This window comes from Streptomyces sp. NPDC059009 (genome assembly GCF_042740175.1).
Classification (GTDB): Bacteria; Actinomycetota; Actinomycetes; order Streptomycetales; family Streptomycetaceae; genus Streptomyces.
Genome location: NZ_JBHYJB010000034.1, coordinates 25,982 through 43,225, shown reverse-complemented (window position 1 = coordinate 43,225; position 17,244 = coordinate 25,982). Strand labels below are relative to the sequence as shown.

General features: G+C 70.6%; 17 protein-coding genes and 1 pseudogene. 10 read left to right on the top strand and 8 right to left on the bottom strand.

Annotated features, from left to right (window positions below; all coding sequences use genetic code 11):
• Window positions 1–94 precede the first annotated feature (94 nt).
• Window positions 95–1,540: a hypothetical protein gene (locus ACFWYM_RS30190; RefSeq protein WP_384844245.1), complete on the top strand. Its 1,446-nt coding sequence runs from the start codon at window positions 95–97 to the stop codon at window positions 1,538–1,540.
• A 100-nt stretch (window positions 1,541–1,640) separates the two neighbouring features.
• The gene (locus ACFWYM_RS30185) at window positions 1,641–2,210 is read left to right on the top strand and encodes a nucleosidase (protein WP_384844242.1); all 570 of its coding nucleotides are present in this window, start codon (window positions 1,641–1,643) and stop codon (window positions 2,208–2,210) included.
• A 67-nt stretch (window positions 2,211–2,277) separates the two neighbouring features.
• Here the strand turns inward: ACFWYM_RS30185 and ACFWYM_RS30180 are convergent, their stop codons facing one another.
• The 4 genes from ACFWYM_RS30180 to ACFWYM_RS30165 are packed head-to-tail and all read right to left on the bottom strand — an operon-like array spanning window position 2,278 to window position 5,802.
• The gene (locus ACFWYM_RS30180; RefSeq protein ID WP_384844239.1) at window positions 2,278–3,483 is read right to left on the bottom strand and encodes an ABC transporter permease; all 1,206 of its coding nucleotides are present in this window, start codon (window positions 3,481–3,483) and stop codon (window positions 2,278–2,280) included.
• Window positions 3,480–4,232, bottom strand: a complete 753-nt coding sequence (locus tag ACFWYM_RS30175) for an ABC transporter ATP-binding protein (RefSeq protein ID WP_384844450.1) — start codon at window positions 4,230–4,232, stop codon at window positions 3,480–3,482. The genes ACFWYM_RS30180 and ACFWYM_RS30175 overlap by 4 nt, the downstream gene beginning before the upstream one ends.
• Window positions 4,232–5,314, bottom strand: a complete 1,083-nt coding sequence (locus ACFWYM_RS30170; RefSeq protein WP_384844236.1) for an efflux RND transporter periplasmic adaptor subunit — start codon at window positions 5,312–5,314, stop codon at window positions 4,232–4,234. Before ACFWYM_RS30170 ends, ACFWYM_RS30175 begins: the two co-directional genes overlap by 1 nt.
• Window positions 5,314–5,802: a hypothetical protein gene (locus tag ACFWYM_RS30165; RefSeq protein ID WP_384844233.1), complete on the bottom strand. Its 489-nt coding sequence runs from the start codon at window positions 5,800–5,802 to the stop codon at window positions 5,314–5,316. The genes ACFWYM_RS30170 and ACFWYM_RS30165 overlap by 1 nt, the downstream gene beginning before the upstream one ends.
• Window positions 5,803–5,917: 115 nt before the next feature.
• Here ACFWYM_RS30165 and ACFWYM_RS30160 point away from each other — a divergent pair, with 115 nt between their 5' ends.
• Window positions 5,918–6,595 (top strand): response regulator transcription factor, encoded by a 678-nt coding sequence (locus ACFWYM_RS30160; protein WP_384844230.1) that lies wholly within the window; start codon window positions 5,918–5,920, stop codon window positions 6,593–6,595.
• Window positions 6,592–7,824, top strand: coding sequence for a sensor histidine kinase (locus ACFWYM_RS30155; protein WP_384844227.1), 1,233 nt, complete (start codon window positions 6,592–6,594; stop codon window positions 7,822–7,824). Before ACFWYM_RS30160 ends, ACFWYM_RS30155 begins: the two co-directional genes overlap by 4 nt.
• A 21-nt stretch (window positions 7,825–7,845) precedes the next feature.
• Here ACFWYM_RS30155 and ACFWYM_RS30150 read toward each other — a convergent pair whose 3' ends face one another.
• The gene (locus tag ACFWYM_RS30150) at window positions 7,846–8,262 is read right to left on the bottom strand and encodes a nuclear transport factor 2 family protein (protein WP_384844224.1); all 417 of its coding nucleotides are present in this window, start codon (window positions 8,260–8,262) and stop codon (window positions 7,846–7,848) included.
• Window positions 8,263–8,507: 245 nt separating this feature from the next.
• On the opposite strand from ACFWYM_RS30150, the gene ACFWYM_RS30145 reads away from it, so the two are divergent.
• Window positions 8,508–10,793, top strand: coding sequence for a transglycosylase domain-containing protein (locus ACFWYM_RS30145; protein WP_384844221.1), 2,286 nt, complete (start codon window positions 8,508–8,510; stop codon window positions 10,791–10,793).
• Window positions 10,794–10,853: 60 nt separating this feature from the next.
• A complete protein-coding gene (locus ACFWYM_RS30140) occupies window positions 10,854–11,183 on the top strand; it encodes a TfoX/Sxy family protein (protein ID WP_380848476.1) in 330 nt (109 codons plus the stop codon).
• Window positions 11,184–11,187: 4 nt separating this feature from the next.
• Here the strand turns inward: ACFWYM_RS30140 and ACFWYM_RS30135 are convergent, their stop codons facing one another.
• The gene (locus tag ACFWYM_RS30135) at window positions 11,188–12,204 is read right to left on the bottom strand and encodes a helix-turn-helix transcriptional regulator (RefSeq protein ID WP_384844218.1); all 1,017 of its coding nucleotides are present in this window, start codon (window positions 12,202–12,204) and stop codon (window positions 11,188–11,190) included.
• A 223-nt stretch (window positions 12,205–12,427) separates the two neighbouring features.
• On the opposite strand from ACFWYM_RS30135, the gene ACFWYM_RS30130 reads away from it, so the two are divergent.
• The 3 genes from ACFWYM_RS30130 to ACFWYM_RS30120 all read left to right on the top strand — a co-directional run bounded on the left by ACFWYM_RS30130 (window position 12,428) and on the right by ACFWYM_RS30120 (window position 14,466).
• Window positions 12,428–13,237, top strand: coding sequence for a VOC family protein (locus ACFWYM_RS30130; protein WP_384844215.1), 810 nt, complete (start codon window positions 12,428–12,430; stop codon window positions 13,235–13,237).
• 99 nt (window positions 13,238–13,336) lie between these two features.
• Window positions 13,337–14,047 (top strand): NADPH-dependent F420 reductase, encoded by a 711-nt coding sequence (locus ACFWYM_RS30125; protein ID WP_384844212.1) that lies wholly within the window; start codon window positions 13,337–13,339, stop codon window positions 14,045–14,047.
• Window positions 14,048–14,070: 23 nt separating this feature from the next.
• The gene (locus ACFWYM_RS30120; protein ID WP_384844209.1) at window positions 14,071–14,466 is read left to right on the top strand and encodes a VOC family protein; all 396 of its coding nucleotides are present in this window, start codon (window positions 14,071–14,073) and stop codon (window positions 14,464–14,466) included.
• Between the two features lie 124 nt (window positions 14,467–14,590).
• On the opposite strand, the gene ACFWYM_RS30115 is transcribed toward ACFWYM_RS30120, so the two are convergent.
• A complete protein-coding gene (locus ACFWYM_RS30115; protein ID WP_384844206.1) occupies window positions 14,591–15,802 on the bottom strand; it encodes a hypothetical protein in 1,212 nt (403 codons plus the stop codon).
• Window positions 15,803–16,369: 567 nt separating this feature from the next.
• Window positions 16,370–16,858, bottom strand: a pseudogene (locus tag ACFWYM_RS30110) (amidohydrolase family protein); the annotation flags it as partial.
• Between ACFWYM_RS30110 and ACFWYM_RS30105 the strand changes: the two are divergent.
• The gene (locus ACFWYM_RS30105; RefSeq protein WP_384844203.1) at window positions 16,820–17,176 is read left to right on the top strand and encodes an SDR family oxidoreductase; all 357 of its coding nucleotides are present in this window, start codon (window positions 16,820–16,822) and stop codon (window positions 17,174–17,176) included. The pseudogene ACFWYM_RS30110 and the gene ACFWYM_RS30105 overlap by 39 nt on opposite strands.
• The last annotated feature ends 68 nt before the right edge of the window (window positions 17,177–17,244 follow it).

Sequence of the window (17,244 nt, the reverse complement as noted above, 5' to 3'; positions counted from 1 at the left end):
TCCCGCCGAAGCGACGCACGCGAAGAAGACGTCGAGCTCCGCTGCACGGGACAGATCCGCATGCCCCGGCGTCGCCCCATCGATCCCCCGTTCCGTGCAAGCCATCGCCCGGCTCGACAGCTGGAGCCGCCAGGGCGGCCACGGCGAAGCCCTGGAGCTGCTCGGCCAGGTGGACCACGACTGGGTGACCGCGAAGAAGACGTATGTGGGGCGCCCAGGCCGGCCCATGCGCACATTGGCCGCCTTCCGTGAGGCATACGTGAACGCCGTCCTCGGCGCCATCCTCGCAAGCTACGAGGGCGCCTCCATGAGCGCCGTGGGAAGCCAGAACGAGACGTCCGACTACGACGTCACATTGTTCGGCGGCAAGCAGACGTGGTCCGCCATGAAGGAGTTCAACGACACCTTCCGCAGCGTCTGGGGCAAGGAATCCGGCGTCGTCTTCGACACCAACATCTACGTGGACGCGACCGTACCGCCGACGATGCGGCACAGTCCGGACTCCTGGCTGATGAAGGACGGCCCACCCGGCGCGTCAAAGGAATGGCAGTACGTCCAGGAGGCCGCGTCCTTGGCGAAGATGCGGCGCTTCATGGAACGGGGCGAATGGGAGGACCATGTCGCCGAGGTCGCCGACGGCGTCATGAGCGGGGCTCCCGGCGCGCCACGCGGAGCCGGCTCCCGTTTCGCCCGGACCACCCATGCACGCGGCGCGTTCCGCGTGGCCGACGCCCTGTATGACTCCTACGTCCGCAGCGTGGCACGGAATCTTGCGGCCGCAGGATTCTCCGCCCCGCCCATCGAGAGCGACGACGACTTCGTACGGTCCATGGAGCACCACGAAGAGAACGCCGTGATGCGGTCCCGGAACATTCTCTACGCCCTGTTCATCCGAGGCGCCCAGCACACCGAACGCTCCTTCCTCAAGCACGGTGTGTCAGGCGGGGATCAGGGCCCCTGGCGTTCCAAGGCGAGCATCAGCGAACTCAATTCCCGCGCACTCCTTTGCGCGATGGAGGCGTACCACTCCGCCGGCGCGGTCTTCGACGTGGTGTTCCGCCAGCAGGCCGGGCTGCTCGCCCCCTCCGACCTCGTCTTCTCCGACTACGTCCAGTCCTTCAACGAACAGGTCGGAGACGCCCTCAAGGATCTGCGTCACTACGCCGACGACCCGGGCACGGCGTTCTGCCAAAGCGCCAAATACGTACGCCGCATGACCATCGCGGCGGACGCGCTGCTCCAGCACTGCGAGGGATCCCTGCCCGCCGACGCGGCCGGGCTGCTGGGCGCCTTCCGCACGCTCAGCGACAAGAACGGCGTCCTGCTGCGGCTGCGCGGCGGCGCCGATCCGGCCTTCGCCGGCTTCACCGACCGGCAGAAGTCCAGCGCCGCTTCCGAGCGCACCCGGGAAGTCCTGGGCACCGACGCCCTCCCCGAATTCAAGGACAAGCTGCTGCAGCTGGCCAGGGCCGTGCATGTCCTGCGCTACTCCCAGACAGGGGAGTCCACGGCCGCTGCGGGCGCGTCACCGATGGCCTGAGAGCGTGGCCGTGCCAGCACCCGTGAGTAATCTTCCTCGGGCCGTTCTGAGTCATCCTTCGGCCACTGCGCTGTCCGGCCACGGACCTAGCCTGTGAAACATGAGAGTGAAAGGGCTGATAAGGCCGGACCGCCCGCTGCTCGTACTGGCCCTCGAGGAAGAAGCGGCGCATCTTGAAGGCGACCTCCCGGTTCTGCTCACAGGTCTGGGAAAGGTCAACGCCGCCGCCGGACTCGCGGCCGCCCTCAGCCATGGCCAGCGGCCCTCCACCGTGGTCAATCTCGGAACCGCGGGTGCCCTGCGCCCCGGTTGGCAGGGCACCCACGAGGTGAGCCGCGTGATCCAGCACGATCTGAACACCGCGTTTCTCTACCTCGTCACCGGTCACACGACAGGAGTTCCCGAGGAGCTCTCCGATGGGGGCCCCACCCTGGCCACGGGAGACGTCTTCGTCTCCGACCACGCCGACCGGGCTCGCCTCGCCGCGCACGCGGACCTGGTCGACATGGAGGGCTACGCCGTGGCTTCCGTGGCGCGCAGGTTCGATGTCCCCGTCCGGATCGTCAAGCACATCAGCGACGACGCCGGGCAGGGGGCAGCACAGACATGGAGCGAGGCGGTCGACAACTGTGCCAGGAACCTGGCGTCCTGGACGAGGGGCAACCTCTAGCACGTGTCCGGGAGGGCCGTCGCGCTCCACGGCGACCCCGCCGACGAGGCGCTCGGCGCTCGCTCCCTCATCCCGCGTGCAGCGCGAGCGTCGGCGACAGGCGTGCCGCCCGGACCGCCGGGTAGAGACCGGCCACCGTGCCGATGGCCAGGGTGGCCACGAAGCCGCCCGCCATGGCCGTCGGCGGTACCACCCAGGGCATGCCGCCGGTCGTCGCGTACACCCAGGTGGCCACGGAGCCGAGGAGTACGCCCGCGATGCCGCCGAGCCCCGAGAGCATCAGGGATTCGGTGACGAACTGGAGCCTGATCTGGCCCCGGGTGGCGCCCAGCGAACGGCGCAGGCCGATCTCGTGGCGTCGTTCGAGCACAGAAATGATCATGGTGTTGGCGACTCCGACACCACCGACGAGCAGGGCGACGCCGCCGAGTCCGAGCAGCAGCTTGGTGAAGGCGCCCTCGGATGCGGCCTTGGCCGCCAGCGCGTCGGACGGGTTGGAGACCGTGACCTCGTGCGGAGCCTGCGGGTTGGCCGTGCGCTGGAGCCGGTCGCGTACGTCCTCGACCTTGTCGTCCGCGGAGCGTTCGTAGATGGATGTCGGATGGCCGTCGAAGCCGAGCAGCTTCTGCGCCGCGTCCCAGCCGATCAGGGCCGAGGTCCTGATCTCCTCGGCGAGCGGGAGCGGGCCGAGGATGCCGACGACGGTGAAGTACCGGCCGTCGATGTAGACCTGCTGCCCCGGTGCGGTGACGCCGAGTCGGCTCGCGGCGTGGTCTCCGAGGACGACGGCCGGGTACGTGGAGTTGGCCGCGTTCAGCCACCTGCCCGAGGCCATGGAGCCGCGCAGGGTCTCCAGCAGGCTCTCGGAGGCGGCCTGCACGGACAGGCCGCTGGTCTGGGTGGCCGGGGTGTGTTCGGAGCGGTAGATGTTGGCGTCCACCGTGCCCACGGCTCCCACGTCCTCGACTCCGTCGATCTGCCCGATCATCTGCGGTGCCTTCTCGGGCAGTTGGGCGCTCTTCCCGGAGAGCATGTCCTGGCCCGGGGTGATCACCAGCATGTTGGTGCCGAGCTTGTCGAGGTCCTGCATCAGCTTGGCCTTGGACGAGGACGAGATGCCGACCACGGCGATCATCGTGGCGATGCCGATCGCGATGCCGAGGGCGGAGAGCACCACACGCATCGGGCGGCCGCGCAGCCCCGCCGATCCGACCTGGGCCACGTCGCGTGCGGTCAGCCGGGCCGGGACCAGGTTCCTGCCGTTGCGGCTCATCGCGCACCGGCCGTTCCCGCGTGTGGAGCGGCTTCCGCGCGCGTGTCGGCGACGATCTGCCCGTCGCGCAGCCGCACTTGCCGGGGCAGGGAGGCGGCCAGCTCCATGTCATGGGTGATCACGGCGATGGTGGCGCCGTCCGCGTTCAGCTCGCGCAGCAGGTCCATCACCGCCTCGCCGGAGGCCGAGTCGAGGGCGCCGGTCGGCTCGTCCGCGAGCAGGACGTCGGGCTCGCCCGCCACGGCACGGGCGATCGCGACGCGCTGCTTCTGTCCGCCGGACAGTTCGTGGGGCCGGTGCTCCATGCGGTCGCCGAGGCCGACGCGCTCCAGGGCCTCGGCAGCCCTGCGCCGCCGCTCGCCGTGGGAAAGGCCCGAGTAGCGCAGTCCTTCCACCACATTGGCCAGGGCCGTCGCTCCGGGCACCAGGTGGAATGCCTGGAAGACGAAGCCGACGTGCTGGGCGCGCAGCGCCGAAAGGCGGCGGTCCGACAGCCGGCTCACCTGGTGTCCGGCGAGGGCGACGGTGCCGCTCGACGGTCCGTCGAGGGTGCCGACGATGTGCAGCAGGGTGGACTTGCCCGAGCCCGAAGGACCGACGATGGCGATGAGTTCGCTCCTGCCGATCTCCAGGTCCACTTCGCGCAGGGCGGTGACGCCGCCGGAGTACTTCTTGGTGACGCCGCTGAGGGAGACGACGGCGTCCGTCTCGTACGCCTCGGTCTCGCGCCGCTCGTGGGACTCGTCGATCACTTCGGCACACCGACCTTCATGCCCTCGCGGATTCCGCCCCCGGACACCTCGACCCGTCCGTTCGCGAACAGGCCGAGCTCGACCGGGACTTCGCGCGCCGTGCCGTTCTCGACGACCTGCACCCCGAATCCGCGGCCCGGCAGTGCGACCAGTGCCTCGACCGGGACGGAGAGCACGTCCTTGCGGCTCTCGCCCGACAGCGACACGGTGACCGGCGCCTGGTCGATGCCCTTGATGCGGTCCGGCCGGTCGAACTCCACCGTCACCTTGACCTTGGGTGTCTGATCGTCACCACCACCGCCCTGGCCGTCCGGCGTCGCCCCCTCGGCCGACTTCCCGATCGAGGAGATCTTCCCGGACGCCTCGGTGCCGTCGGGCAGCTTGACCCTCACCTTGTCCCCCGCCTTGTGCCCGCCGGACTCGGCCACCTTCAGGTCGAACGTCACGACGCGTCCGGCGCCGGTGGCCGAGAACACCGGTTTGCCCGGCGCCAGCCGGTCGCCCACCGTGGCCTCGGGCTTCTGCACCCGCAGCGAACCCGGCGCGAACACGATCCGGTCGGGGCCGATCCGGCCGGTCTGCCTCAGCCCCTCGGCCTTCTGCCATGCCTTGACGGCCTGTGCGGTGCCGGGCGTGAACGTGTTGTCGTCGGCCAGTTGAGGACCGTATCCCAGGGCTTTGAGGTTCTGCTTCAACTGCCGTACGTCCGCGCCCTTGTCCCCCGTCTTCAGCTCTCGGTACATGGGGCGCTCACCGAACATGAGGTAGACGGACTTCTCGTTGACGTCGTAAAGCTTCTCGCCGCGCCCGATGGTGGCTCCGCTCTTCGGCAGCCAGGCGAGGACGCCCTCCGCCCCGGCGCTGATCTTTCGTCCGGCGGAGTAGCCGAGCTTGCCCGGGACCTGCACGGCAGAGGTGAGATCGCCGCGGGAGACCTCGCCGGTGGCTTGGGGAAGGGCACCGTCCTGCTCCTTGGCTCCGCCGGCCTGCGCGTCGCCCATGGTGTTCGCGGCGACCCCGCCCGCCGTCGCGACCAGCGCCGTGGCCGCGACGGCGAGAAGCGCTTTCCTGCGGCGCATCAGAAGTCGGCCTTCTTGGCGCAAACCTTGTCGGCCTTGGCGTACTTCTCCCGGTCGGGCTGCTCGGGCCCCACGCCGCTCTCCACCCGGCCGTCGACGAACTTGGGGTCGGGTATGTCGATGCCTTCCTCGCGCATGCACTTGGCGTACGCGAGGTACTTGTCCTTCTCCGCCTGGCTGAGCTCCTGCCCGCCGGAGCCGCCGGAGCCCGAGCCGTCCTGGACGCCGCATTCCTTGAGGGCCTTCTGCATTTCCTCCGTGGACAGGTCACCCGGCGATATCGCGTCCTTCTGGCCGTCCTTGCCCTTCTGGATCTTCAAGCCCTTGCTGCGCAGGCAGTCCGTCTGCTTCGCCTCGTCGGCGCCCGCGTCCTGCGATGTGCTCGAACCGCTGTCCTCGGCGCCGCCGCCGGATGTGCAGGCCGCGGTGAACAGGGCGAGCGCGGAGAGTCCGGCGGCCGTGGCCAGCTGCATACGGTGCTTCTTCATGGGGGCCTCCCCAGGTCGGTGCTGTTGCTCCATAGGCTGTGGGGACGGGCCGTGTCGGTTCTCTAACAACGCCTGTTACGCCAGTGAAAGACGAGGCTCCGGTACACAGGGCGGTATGCGTGTACTGGTGGTGGAGGACGAGGCTTTTCTCGCCAAGATGATCGCCGACGGACTCCGGCGCGACGCCCTGGCCGTGGATGTGGCGGCCGACGGCCCGCAGGCCATGGAGAAGCTGCGCTTCGGGGCGTACGACGTGATGATCCTCGACCGCGATCTGCCGGGGCTGCACGGCGACGAGGTGTGCCGCCGGGCCGTCGCCCAGGGACTGCTCACCCGCATCCTGATGCTCACCGCCGCCGACTCGCTCGCCGAGAAGGTCTCCGGCCTCGGCCTCGGCGCCGACGACTACCTGGGCAAACCCTTCGCGTACGAGGAACTCCTCGCCCGCGTCCTGGCCCTCGGCCGCCGCAGCAGGCCCGCGCTGCCACCGGTCCTCGAACGGTGCGGAATCCGCCTGGACACCACGGCCCGCAAAGCCTCGCGCGAGGGCCGCCCGCTGCCGCTCTCGCTCAAGGAGTTCGCGGTCCTGGAAACCCTGATGCGCGCCGCGGGCGGCGTCGTCAGCCGCGAGGACCTGATCGAGGAGGTCTGGCAGGAGGACATCGGCTACGGCAGCAATGCCACCCGGGTCACCCTCAGCCGCCTGCGCACCAAACTGGGCGATCCACCGGTGATCGAAACGGTGCCCGGCGCGGGATACCGGATGGTCGCGGACGACGAGGCATCGGCATGACGCGTGCGGGCCGGGCGGAGCCGGGACCCGGAAAGGACGGCACCGCACTCCTCCACCCCCCGCGCCCACGCAGACTTCCCTGGCCGCGCGCCGGTGAGCGGCTGCGCCTGACCGCCCTCTACGCCGGTCTGATCCTGCTCGCGGGCGGCGGGCTCATCGCCCTGGTGTACCTCCTGCTGAGGGACAGCTTGTACGGGAGCATCAGCGATGTGGTGCGGCGCGCCCCGGTCTCCCACGATCAGGCTGTCACCACCGATCCCGTCGTGGGCTGCGCGGTCACGCCCCGACGTGACAGCTCCGACGCCACCTTCACCGCCGACCTCGAACAGACTGCGCTCAGCCGCGTGCTCACCGTCTGCCTGATCGCGCTCGCCGTCTTCGCCGTCCTGTCCATCGTGCTCGCCTGGTGGATGGCGGGCCGGGTGCTGCGCCCGGTGGGCGTGATCACCGACAAGGCCCGGCATCTCTCGGAGGCCACCCTGCACGAGCGCATCGCCCTCGACGCGCCGCCCGGTGAACTCAAACGCCTGGCCGACACCTTCGACGACATGCTCGGCCGGATGGAACAACTGGTCGGCGCGCAACGCAGGTTCGCCGCGAACGCCGCCCACGAGCTGCGCACCCCCCTCGCCCTGCAACGGGCCGCCGCCGAGATCGGTCTGGCCGGCGAGCCCGACCAGGAGCAGGTCGCCTATATCCGCAGCGAGCTCATCGGCATCTCCGAACACAGCCAGCGCCTGATCGAGGGTCTGCTGCTGCTCGCCACGACGGAACGCGGCCTGGAGCGCCGCGAGCCGGTGCCGATCGACGAACTCGCCGCCACGGTCAAGGCCACGCTCGCCCCGGACGCCGCATCAGGCGACGTCACCCTCGACCTCGACGCCGGACCCCTCGAAGTGGAAGGCGACCCGGTGCTTCTCCACCGCCTGATCCACAACCTCCTGGGCAACGCCGTCCGCTACAACCACCCCGGCGGCCACGTCACCGTCCGCACCGGCCCCGAGGGTCTGCTCGTCTCCAACACCGGCCCGGTCGTCCCCGCCGAGACCGTCCCGCACCTCTTCGAGCCGTTCCACCGCCTCGCCGAACGCCGTCAGGCCCCCGGCGAAGGGGTGGGCCTCGGGCTGTCCATCGTGGCCGCCATCGCCCGGGCCCACGGGGCGCGGGTGCGCGCCGAGCCCAACCCTGGCGGCGGCCTCACGGTCCGGGTGAGCTTCGACAAGGACTGACGCATCGCCGCCCGTCGCCCGTCACTCCCCTTCCGTGGCCGGGTTCCACGACGTGCCGGTCTCGCGTTCGAAGACCGGCCGGACGTCGACGGTGTCGTACACGATGCGCAGCGTGGCGATCCTGCCGTCCTCGGCGAGCTCAGCCAGATCCACCACGTCGAACGGGGCGGCGGCACCCGACGGCAGCCGCCAGTCGAAATGGAACCAGAAGGAGACCAAGGCGGCCCCGTCCCGGCCGCGGCCCTCCATCACACCGAGCAGCGTCAGACGTGAGCGGCTCGTGTCGGCGAACAGCTCCGGATAGAACTCCGTGGCCGGCTTGGGCCCGTACAGCGGCGAATGCACCACGGCCCCGGGCGCGAACAGCTCCAACACCGCCTCGGCATCAGCGCGTTCGAGGCCGGCCAGGTAGGCGGACACGAGTTCGCCAGCAGTCACGATCACTCACCTTCCGAACGGCGCGGCGTGTACGTGAGCATCACGTCTGTGATTCCCGCACGCCAAGGGCCGAAAGTCACTTACCGGCGACGAAAGTTGAACGATATCCAGAAGCAATCAATTCATGATGGACATTGAACTTGGACATGGGCATCAGGGTGCTGCTTTTCTCGGGGCACGTGCCATCAGCTCACTGAGCTGCTCCGGCGACCGACCCCGTCACATGAAGGCGAGCGACCGACGAAATGAGTCGAGCAGAAGAGCGGCGGGCCCGGCGGCGCGGGTCGCGCCAGAGCCGGGGGAAGGCCAAAAGGACGGGCATACGCCGGTTCTTCACCTGGAAGAAGATCCTCGGCACTCTCTTCGGTCTCTGCCTGCTCACGATGGGCGCCCTTTACCTGCTCTATCTCATGGTGCCGATCCCCGACGCGAACGCCACCGCGAAGCTGCAGAGCAATGTCTACAAGTACGCGGACGGAACACATCTGGCGCGCACCGGAGAGGTCAATCGGGCCAACGTCGGCCTCGACCGCATACCGAAAAAGGTCCAGATGGGCTTTGTCGCCGCCGAGAACGCGTCTTTCTACAAGGACAACGGCGTCGACCTCAAGGGCAGCATTCGCGGCGCCTGGAACACCCTCTCGGGCCAGGGCAAGCAAGCCGGTTCGACCATCACCCAGCAGTACGTGAAGAACTACTACCTCAACCAGGAGCAGACGGTCACTCGCAAGCTCAAGGAATTGGTGATCTCCCTCAAGGTCGACCAGCGCCACAGCAAGGACGAGATCCTCGCCGGCTATCTCAACACCAGCTATTTCGGGCGCGGCGCCTACGGCATCCAGGCCGCGGCACAGGCGTACTACGGAGTCGATTCCCATCAACTGACCGTCCAGCAGGGCGCCTATCTCGCCGCGCTGCTCCAGGCGCCCACCCAGTACGACTGGGCGCTGGCCTCGGACACCGGCAAGCGGCTGGCCACCCACCGCTGGAACTACGTACTCGACCAGCTGGTCAAGATGAAGGAACTGGACGCCGCGCAGCGCTCCGTGATGACGTTCCCGACCCCCGTCGCGCCCAAGCCCGCCCCCGGCATGCAGGGCCAGACCGGTTACCTCGTCCAGGCCGCCAACGCCGAAATGCGCCGACAGGGTGTCAGCGACGCGGAGTTGCAGCAGGGCGGCTGGACCATCACGCTCAGCATCGACCGCAAGAAGCAGAAGCTCCTGGAAGCCGCCGTCCGCAAAGAGCTCACCGACAGACTCGACGCGAGGAAGAAGGCCGACCAGGACGTCCAGGCCGGTTCCGTCTCGGTGGATCCGCAGAGCGGCGCGGTCCTCGCGCTCTACGGGGGCAGGGAATTCCTCAAGCACCAGCTGAGCAACGCCACCACCGACACCTACCAGCCCGCGTCCACCTTCAAGCCGCTGATCCTGGCCGCCGCGCTCGACAACAAGGCCACCACCCAGGACGGCAGACCCATCGGGGCGAACACCCTCTACAACGGCGACACGCGGCGCCCCGTACGGGGCCTGAGTGGCGACGGTTACGCCCCGCCGAACCTGGACGAGGCCAGCTACGGCGACATCCGGGTCCAGGAAGCGATGAACAAGTCCGTCAACACGGCCTTCGCGCAGATGGGCGCGGACGTCGGCCTCGACGCGGTGAAGGAGACGGCCGTGCGGCTCGGCCTTGACGGCATGCGCGAGGTGACGGCCCGGCCCGCGATGACGCTCGGTGCCTACGGCGCCAGCCCGATGCAGATGGCCGCCGCGTACGCCACGCTCGCCAACCACGGCAAGAAGGTCACCCCGTCGATCGTGAAGTCCGCCGGGCACAAGGACCGTACGTACGACCCGGCGGATCCGATCGGCGAGCAGGTACTCACCCGGGAGACGGCGGACACCGTCACCAAGGTGCTCACCGGTGTGGTCGACGACGGGACGGCCCGCGCCTCGGTGCGCGAGGCACCCGGCCGCGCCGGCCGGCCGGTCGCCGGGAAGACCGGCACCTCGGACAACAACAAGTCGGCGTGGTTCGTCGGCTACACCCCCAAGCTGGTCACCGCGGTGGGCCTGTGGGGCGAGGCCGCCTCACCGCGCCGGGCCACGCTGGACGGCAGGACGACCACCGTCCCCAAGGGCGGGCAGACCAGCATCGCGAACGCCGCGGGAACCGACGGACGTGTCAACGGCGGCGCCCTCCCCGCCCGGATCTGGTCCGCCTATGCCTTTGCCGCGGTGGGCGACGACACCAGCGAGTTCGACCTGCGATCGGGCCAGGAAACGGATGACAAGCCGTCCCCGACCGCGAGCGGCACCCCGTCGGACGTCCCGCCGCCTCCCCCGTCCTCCTCCGCCCCGTCCTCCTCAGCCCCGCCGTCCAGCGCCCCGCCCCCGAACGCGCCGCCCACGGTGCCGGACACCCCGACAGCTCCCCCGCCCTCACCGACCCCGTCGGACAGGCCGTCCACCTCCCCGCCTCCGAGCGGTCCTTCCCGACCGGGCGATCCGCAGGACGAGGGGTCCCAGTAGTGCCCCCATGGGTCATTTGCTCAGCGCGAAGCCGCCTCACGACGCGCTTAGTGTGAGGACATGGCCTACGACGAGGTGCTGGTGGAGCGGGTCCGGGAGCGGCTGGGGGCGGCGGATCTGGATGCCGTGGAGAAGAAGATGTTCGGGTCGGTGTGTTTCCTGGACCGGGGGAACACGGTGGCGGGGGTGGACGGGGACGATCTGTTCGTGCGGGTCGATCCGGACGACCTGAGCGATGCGCTGGCCCAGCCCGGTGCGCGGCCCTTCGAGTCCCGTGGGCGGACGGCGGGCGGCTGGGTGTACGTGGCGGGCGAGGTTCTGGACGACGAGGTCCTGGACGAGTGGCTGCGGGCGGCCTGGGACGCCACGGCGGGGCTGCCTCCCAAGTAGGAGGTCAGGGGCTGTCTCCGGTGAGGGCGCGGGCGGCGCGGAGCAGCAGCTGTGCCGACTCCTCCAGCTGGGCGGCGAGTTCGACCGCGGATTCTGCGGATACTGCGCTCTCCCGGGCCTGTTCGAAGGTGCTGGTGGGGTCCAGGCGCAGGAGCTGGGCGGCGAGTTGGTGGGGGGAGTCGGCAGCCAGCTCGATGGCGCTGGTGCGGTCGTCGACGGGGTGGACGCGGTCGGGCAGGGACCAGGTGCGGGCGTATTCGGCGGCGGCGTCGGCGGGGACGGTGGCACGCAGGGTGTAGCGGGTGGGGGCGGCGGCGATGCGCTGGGCGAGGTAGGTGGCCGGGTCCGGGGCGGGGAGTTCGCGCGGGGCGGTGCGGCGGCCGGTGGGGGCGGGTTCGGTGAGGCGGTCGATGCGGAAGGTGCGCCATTCGGTGCGGTCGGTGTCGTAGGCGATCAGGTACCAGTAGCCGGCGGCTGTCACCAGGGCGTGCGGTTCGGCGCGGCGCGGGCCGGTCGTCCCGTCGTGGGTGGTGTAGGTGAAGGTGACCGTCTCGTGGTCGCGGCAGGCGGTGGCCAGCGTGGCGAGGACGGCCGGGTCGGCGCGTGCGCCGGTGGTCCAGGAGACGGGGGTGGTGGCGTTCTGCAGGGCGTCGACCTGATGGCGCAGTCGGGCGGGCAGGACGTGGCGGAGCTTGGCCAGGGCGCGTACGGCGGAGTCCTCGACGCCGGTCAGGCCGGTGCCGTACGCGGTGGCGGTGGCCAGCACGACGGCCATGGCGACGGCCTCTTCGTCGTCCAGGAGCAGGGGAGGCAGGTCGGCGCCGGCGGCCAGGCGGTAGCCGCCGTGATGGCCGGTGGTGGCCTCGACCGGGTAGCCCAGGTCGCGCAGCCGGTCGATGTCGCGGCGGATGGTGCGCAGGGTGACACCAAGACGCTCGGAGAGTTCGGCGCCGGTCCACTCGCGCCGGGTCTGCAGCAGGGAGAGCAGGCGCAGCATCCGGCCGGGCAGGTCCTGGGGCATGGCACGTCCTCGATGGGTCCCTTGGGAGGTTCGTTTCAGATTGCCAGGCTTTGGTGCCGCGAGATGTCCTAAAAGGCTCCTAGCGTGGATCTTGTCGGTGGTCATGAACCACCCCGGCGCTTCGGCACCCGGCCACGGCCGGTGCGCGCCCGGCGGCGGGCCCCCTCCCGAGCGGTCCCCTCCGCCCTCATCCCCTGCCAGCCCTTCTTGAAAGGACAGCGCCATGAGCACCCCCGCTGGCGGCAGTGTCATCTGGATCGAGATCGACACCGCCGACGTCACGGCTGTGAAGGACTTCTACGGCTCCCTCTTCGGCTGGAGCTTCCCCGGCATGCCCACCCCCGACGGCGGTACGTACCACCTCATCCAGCCCGCCGGTGCCCCCTTCCCCATGGGCGGCATCCTCGAAAGCGGCTCCGGGGAACGGGAGGGCATCGTCCTCAGTGCCGTCTCGATGGACGTGGCCGGTGATGCGGCCCGGCTCAAGGGCCTGGGGGCGACGGTGGTCGTGCCGCCGAGCAAGGCGGCCGACGGCGGCGACTACGCCCGCCTGACCGACCCGCGCGGCAACCTCTTCGCCATCTGGACCCCGCCGGGCCCGCCCCCGGGCGTGGACCCCTCGCAGCTGGACGCGAGCGCGTTCGAGCCGAAGCCCGGCTCCCTGGGCTGGTTCGAGATCGGTACCCGTGACCTCGATGTCACCCGGACCTTCTACGCCCAGGCGCTCGGCTGGAGCTATGAGCCGGACCCCGGCGTGCCCGGCGAGACCTACGAGGGCGTCCGCGCGGGCACGGCGCAGCCCAGCGGCGGCCTGCGCGAACTGGGCCAGGCCAAGGGCCAGGCCAGGGGCGTTGCGGACTACACCATGCCGCTGTTCCTGACCGAGGAGGTGCCTGCGACGGCCGACCGCGCCGTCGCCCTCGGCGCGCGCGTCGACGACGCCCCCACCGTCACCACCTACGGCCTCACCTTCGCCCGCCTGACCGATCCGCGCGGCAACCGCTTCGGCCTCTTCGCTCCGCCCAAGGGCTGACCCGCCACCGGGCCCGGCCCCCTCGGTCGGGCCCGCCCCGCCCCCTGTGGCGTGGCCTCGGCGGAGCCGTCCACACACACCACAGACCAGGAGAAGACCATGAAGATCGCTGTTCTGGGCACCGGCGGCGGTGCCCGCGCCCACATCGCCAAGCTCACCGAACTGGGCCACGAGGTGCACGTCGGTACCCGCGACCCGAAGGCCACGCTGGCCCGCACCGAGCCCGACATGATGGGCACCCCGCCGCTCGGCCCCTGGCTCGCCGAGCACCCCAACATCGAGCTGCACACCTTCGCCGACGCCGCCGCCCACGGCGACCTGGCCATCAATGGCATCGACGGCCGCAACGCGGTGGCCGCCCTGTCCGCCGCCGCCGAGCAACTGGCGGGCAAGACCCTCGTCGACTACGCCGTGCCCTACGTCTACAACCCCGACATCGAGCGCCCCTGGCCCACCCCGTGGGGCGTCAACCCGATCCTCGACCCCTGCGACAGCGACAGCCTCGGCGAACAGATCCAGCGGGCCCTGCCCGACACCAAGGTCGTCAAGGCGTTCGTCACCCAGGAACAGGAGACCGTCGTCAACCCGAAGGCCATCGGCGGCGGTGCCCACACCATGTTCCTCGCCGGAGAGGACGCCGGCGCCAAGCAGCAGGTCACCGATCTGCTCAAGTCATATGGCTGGAGCGACATCCTCGACCTCGGCCCCCTGGTCGCCGCTCGCGGCATGGAGATGTACGCCCACATGCACGGCGCCGTCGGCTTCGCCCTCGGCTTCGGCACCCACTTCGGCATCAAAGTCGTCCGCTGAACCGCACGCGAGGAACCAGAACCATGACTCGTCACAGCCACGAACCCCTGCCCGGCAAGGTGATGTGCCACGCCCTGTGGGCGCCGAACGGCCGACGGCTCGCCGACTTCTACGCCACCGCACTGGGCGCCGAGGTGTCGGAGAGCTACCCCGACGAGAACGGCGACGAGACCGCCTTCGCCTTCCACGCGAACGGGGCGATGTACCTGTTCTACACCTCCGCCGCCTTCACGGCCCCCGACTGGCCCCGGCAGGAGCTGCCCTTCCACCTGGACCTCATGTTCGACGATGCGACGGCCGCGCAGGCGCAGCTTCTGAGCATGGGTGCCACCAAGCCCGCCCACCAGCCCGGAGGGAAGAACTGGACTGTCCTCCTCGACCCCTCCGGCCAGCCCTTCTGTGTCCACGGCACCAGCTGACGCCCCCGTATCCCCAGGTGCACGGGAGCGGATCCGACCCCGCGCGTGCGGCTCCCCCGAGGCCAGCAATGGCACCGAGGGCGAGCCGTAGGTAAGCCATCGCCCCGGCAGGCGGGGCGTCCGGTCACGGGCCGGGCGCGAGCCGTCTCCCGCCGGAGACTTCGTGGGCCGGGAGATCCATGCCGACGGGGTCCATGCCGACAGGCTCCATGCGTTCGGCCGACACCGCCCGGCGCACCTGCTCCATCCGCACCGGCATCGGCTCCCACCCGCGCTGACCGGCCATCACCCAGTTCAGCGCCGTCATCCCCCGCGCGAATGCCTGGGTGAGTCCCTGGGGGCGCAGGGTGATCCCGGGCGGGCCCGCCTTCGTCGGCACCAGGGTCACCCACAGGCCGGGGCGGCCACCGGTGAGCGGCCCTGTCGCGAGCAGGTGCGCACGTGCCTCGAGCCACCGCCGGACCGCGGCGCGTGAACCTTCCCGCAGCGCGTACCACTCGACGTCCGGGAGCGGTTCAAGGTCCGCCTGTGCTGCGAGGATCCGCTGGCGGGTGGCCTCGGACACCTGGTGGTGGCGGCCCCACAGCACCGCGCGGGCCGAGGAGGGGTGGACCTCGGCCAGCGCGGCGATCTCGTCGGCGCGGTTGGGCGGTGCCTTCTGCTGGCGGCGGCGTACGGCCACGGCCTCTTCGCCGGGCGCGAGATCCGTCACCTGCAGCGCGGCCAACTCCCCTGAGCGCGGCGCGGCATCGAGCACGATCGCGACCATGGCGAGCAGCCGCGTGCGGTCCTGGTGGGACAGGGACAGTCCGTCCCGCTCCAGGGGCCCCGTGGCGGCCAGGTCCGCGAGCCGACGGTACGCCGTCGCCAGTGAGTCCGGCCGCACCGTCGACTTGGGCTCGGGCTGCGGCACGGACGGCAACCGGATCGGCGTGCCCTGCGGCAGCACCAGCGCGGCCATGATCCGCAGGCAGTCGCGCACGATCCGCAGCGTGGCGGGCGGCAACGCCGCTTCCCTGCCCCGCTCCTGCTGCAGTGCCCGCAGCTCCCCCGCCTGCGCCAGATCCCAGAAGGTCCGCAGTCCCGCCGGGGTGAACAGCTGCGCCGCCGTACGCCGCCTGCGGCCCGGCCAGTCCTCGCGCGCCAGGGCGCGCTCCCACATACCGACGACCATCCACAGCTGGCGGGCCCGCGCCTGAGAGACCTTCACCGTCGGCCCACCCGTCCCGGCGACCGCTTCCCGTTCCGGCCAGGCCGTTGCGGAACGCGGCGCCACACGGGCGACCGCGGCGGCGAGCTCCTCCGCCGCCGGGGCCCTACGCGTGCGTCCCGCCACGATCCTCCACCGCCCTGCCCTGTCCTGCCTCGGGGTTCCACGCGGAAGCGAGGGGCAGGCATCGCCCCGAACGTGGTCCTGCACAGAGCATAGGAAATTGGAGCGGCGGCTCTCCTACCGCCCCGAGCCCTCCCGAGTGGTTCGTCGCGGAGCGGCGGAGCGGTCTGTCTGCGGAGCAGACCTTGTGCCGGAACGCGGAGCGTTCCCTGACATCCGCCGCGTAGCGGCGGCGCGACGTGTCTGCGGAGCGGACCGCGCGCACAGAACACTTCCCTGTCCGGGCGCCGTCACCTTGCAGGGGTGCCCAGCAGGATCACGTTATTTACAGTGCGATATTCACAGTGCGACGCCCGAGGGCGAAGAGGAACGGTGACGCCCCAAACGGTGACGCCTCAAGCGGGCACTCAGGCCAACCCCACGCACGCAACCGCCACCGGTCTCATCGACCACCGACCGGTGGCGGTTGCCACACCAACATGGCTGGGTCCGGGCCGACTTGCCGGTGCACACCGATCGCCTACCCCCGCCCCGGCAACAGATGCCCCCGAAGGTCGCGGCGCCCGCGGGTCAGACCAGTGACCTGGCCAGGCGCGGCACGAGCGCGGCGGCGTTGCGGTGGGCGAGGTCGGCGAGGGGCAGGGGGAGTTCCGCGGTGACCAGAGCCTGCGCCAGTCCGGCGGCGGCTTCGCCCGGAGTGAAGGGGTGGTCGCTGCCGTAGACGATGCGGTCGGCCGGGACCAGTTGGGTCAGCGCCGGCAGCGCCCTTGGCAGCGGAACGCCCGCGACGTCGTAGTAGAGGCGACGCAGTTCGGCGAGGACGTCGACCTGCGGGGCGTCCGGGGCGGCGAGTGCCGGGCCGAGTGCGGCGACCCGGTCGGCGATCGCCGAGAGTGCGCCTCCGGTGTGCGGGATCACCCAGCGGATCCGGGGGTAGGCGGTCGGCACGCCCAACAGGATCAGGTTGACGACGGCGCGGGTGGTGGCGAGGGGGACGCGCTCGTCAACAACGCCGGGGCCATGCTCCTTGGCCGCATCGTCGACCAGCCCGTCGAGGAGTGGGACCGGATGATCGACCTGAACATCAAGGGGGTGCTGGACGGCATCCGCGCGGTGCTTCCGGGCATGGTCGAGCGCGGCGCAGGCACGATCATCAACGTCAGCTCCGTCGCGGGCCGCAAGACCTTCCCGAACCACACCGCGTACGTCGGTACGAAGTTCGCGGTGCACGCCATGTCGGAGAACCTCCGCGAGGAGGTGGCGCCCTCGCGCCGCAGGTGGTGGCCGACGCGATCGCCTACGCCTACCAGCAGCCCCGCGACGTCACGATCCGCGAGATCGTGCTGGCGGCGACCGGCCAGGAGGGCTGACACGTAGGGGTCCTCCCTCGGAGGAGGGTGCTCTCCCCCACAGAGCGGAGACGGTCCGCCGTAGCGGACGACGCG

Bases quoted from the DNA above. Each gene is read 5' to 3' on its own strand.
- ACFWYM_RS30120 (WP_384844209.1), top strand. From the start codon at position 14,071: ATGACTCGTCACAGCCACGAACCCCTGCCCGGCAAGGTGATGTGCCAC.
- ACFWYM_RS30155 (WP_384844227.1), top strand. From the start codon at position 6,592: ATGACGCGTGCGGGCCGGGCGGAGCCGGGACCCGGAAAGGACGGCACC.
- ACFWYM_RS30160 (WP_384844230.1), top strand. From the start codon at position 5,918: ATGCGTGTACTGGTGGTGGAGGACGAGGCTTTTCTCGCCAAGATGATC.
- ACFWYM_RS30105 (WP_384844203.1), top strand. From the start codon at position 16,820: ATGCTCCTTGGCCGCATCGTCGACCAGCCCGTCGAGGAGTGGGACCGG.
- ACFWYM_RS30125 (WP_384844212.1), top strand. From the start codon at position 13,337: ATGAAGATCGCTGTTCTGGGCACCGGCGGCGGTGCCCGCGCCCACATC.
- ACFWYM_RS30185 (WP_384844242.1), top strand. From the start codon at position 1,641: ATGAGAGTGAAAGGGCTGATAAGGCCGGACCGCCCGCTGCTCGTACTG.
- ACFWYM_RS30180 (WP_384844239.1), bottom strand. From the start codon at position 3,483: ATGAGCCGCAACGGCAGGAACCTGGTCCCGGCCCGGCTGACCGCACGC.
- ACFWYM_RS30135 (WP_384844218.1), bottom strand. From the start codon at position 12,204: ATGCCCCAGGACCTGCCCGGCCGGATGCTGCGCCTGCTCTCCCTGCTG.
- ACFWYM_RS30170 (WP_384844236.1), bottom strand. From the start codon at position 5,314: ATGCGCCGCAGGAAAGCGCTTCTCGCCGTCGCGGCCACGGCGCTGGTC.
- ACFWYM_RS30145 (WP_384844221.1), top strand. From the start codon at position 8,508: ATGAGTCGAGCAGAAGAGCGGCGGGCCCGGCGGCGCGGGTCGCGCCAG.
- ACFWYM_RS30130 (WP_384844215.1), top strand. From the start codon at position 12,428: ATGAGCACCCCCGCTGGCGGCAGTGTCATCTGGATCGAGATCGACACC.
- ACFWYM_RS30140 (WP_380848476.1), top strand. From the start codon at position 10,854: ATGGCCTACGACGAGGTGCTGGTGGAGCGGGTCCGGGAGCGGCTGGGG.
- ACFWYM_RS30165 (WP_384844233.1), bottom strand. From the start codon at position 5,802: ATGAAGAAGCACCGTATGCAGCTGGCCACGGCCGCCGGACTCTCCGCG.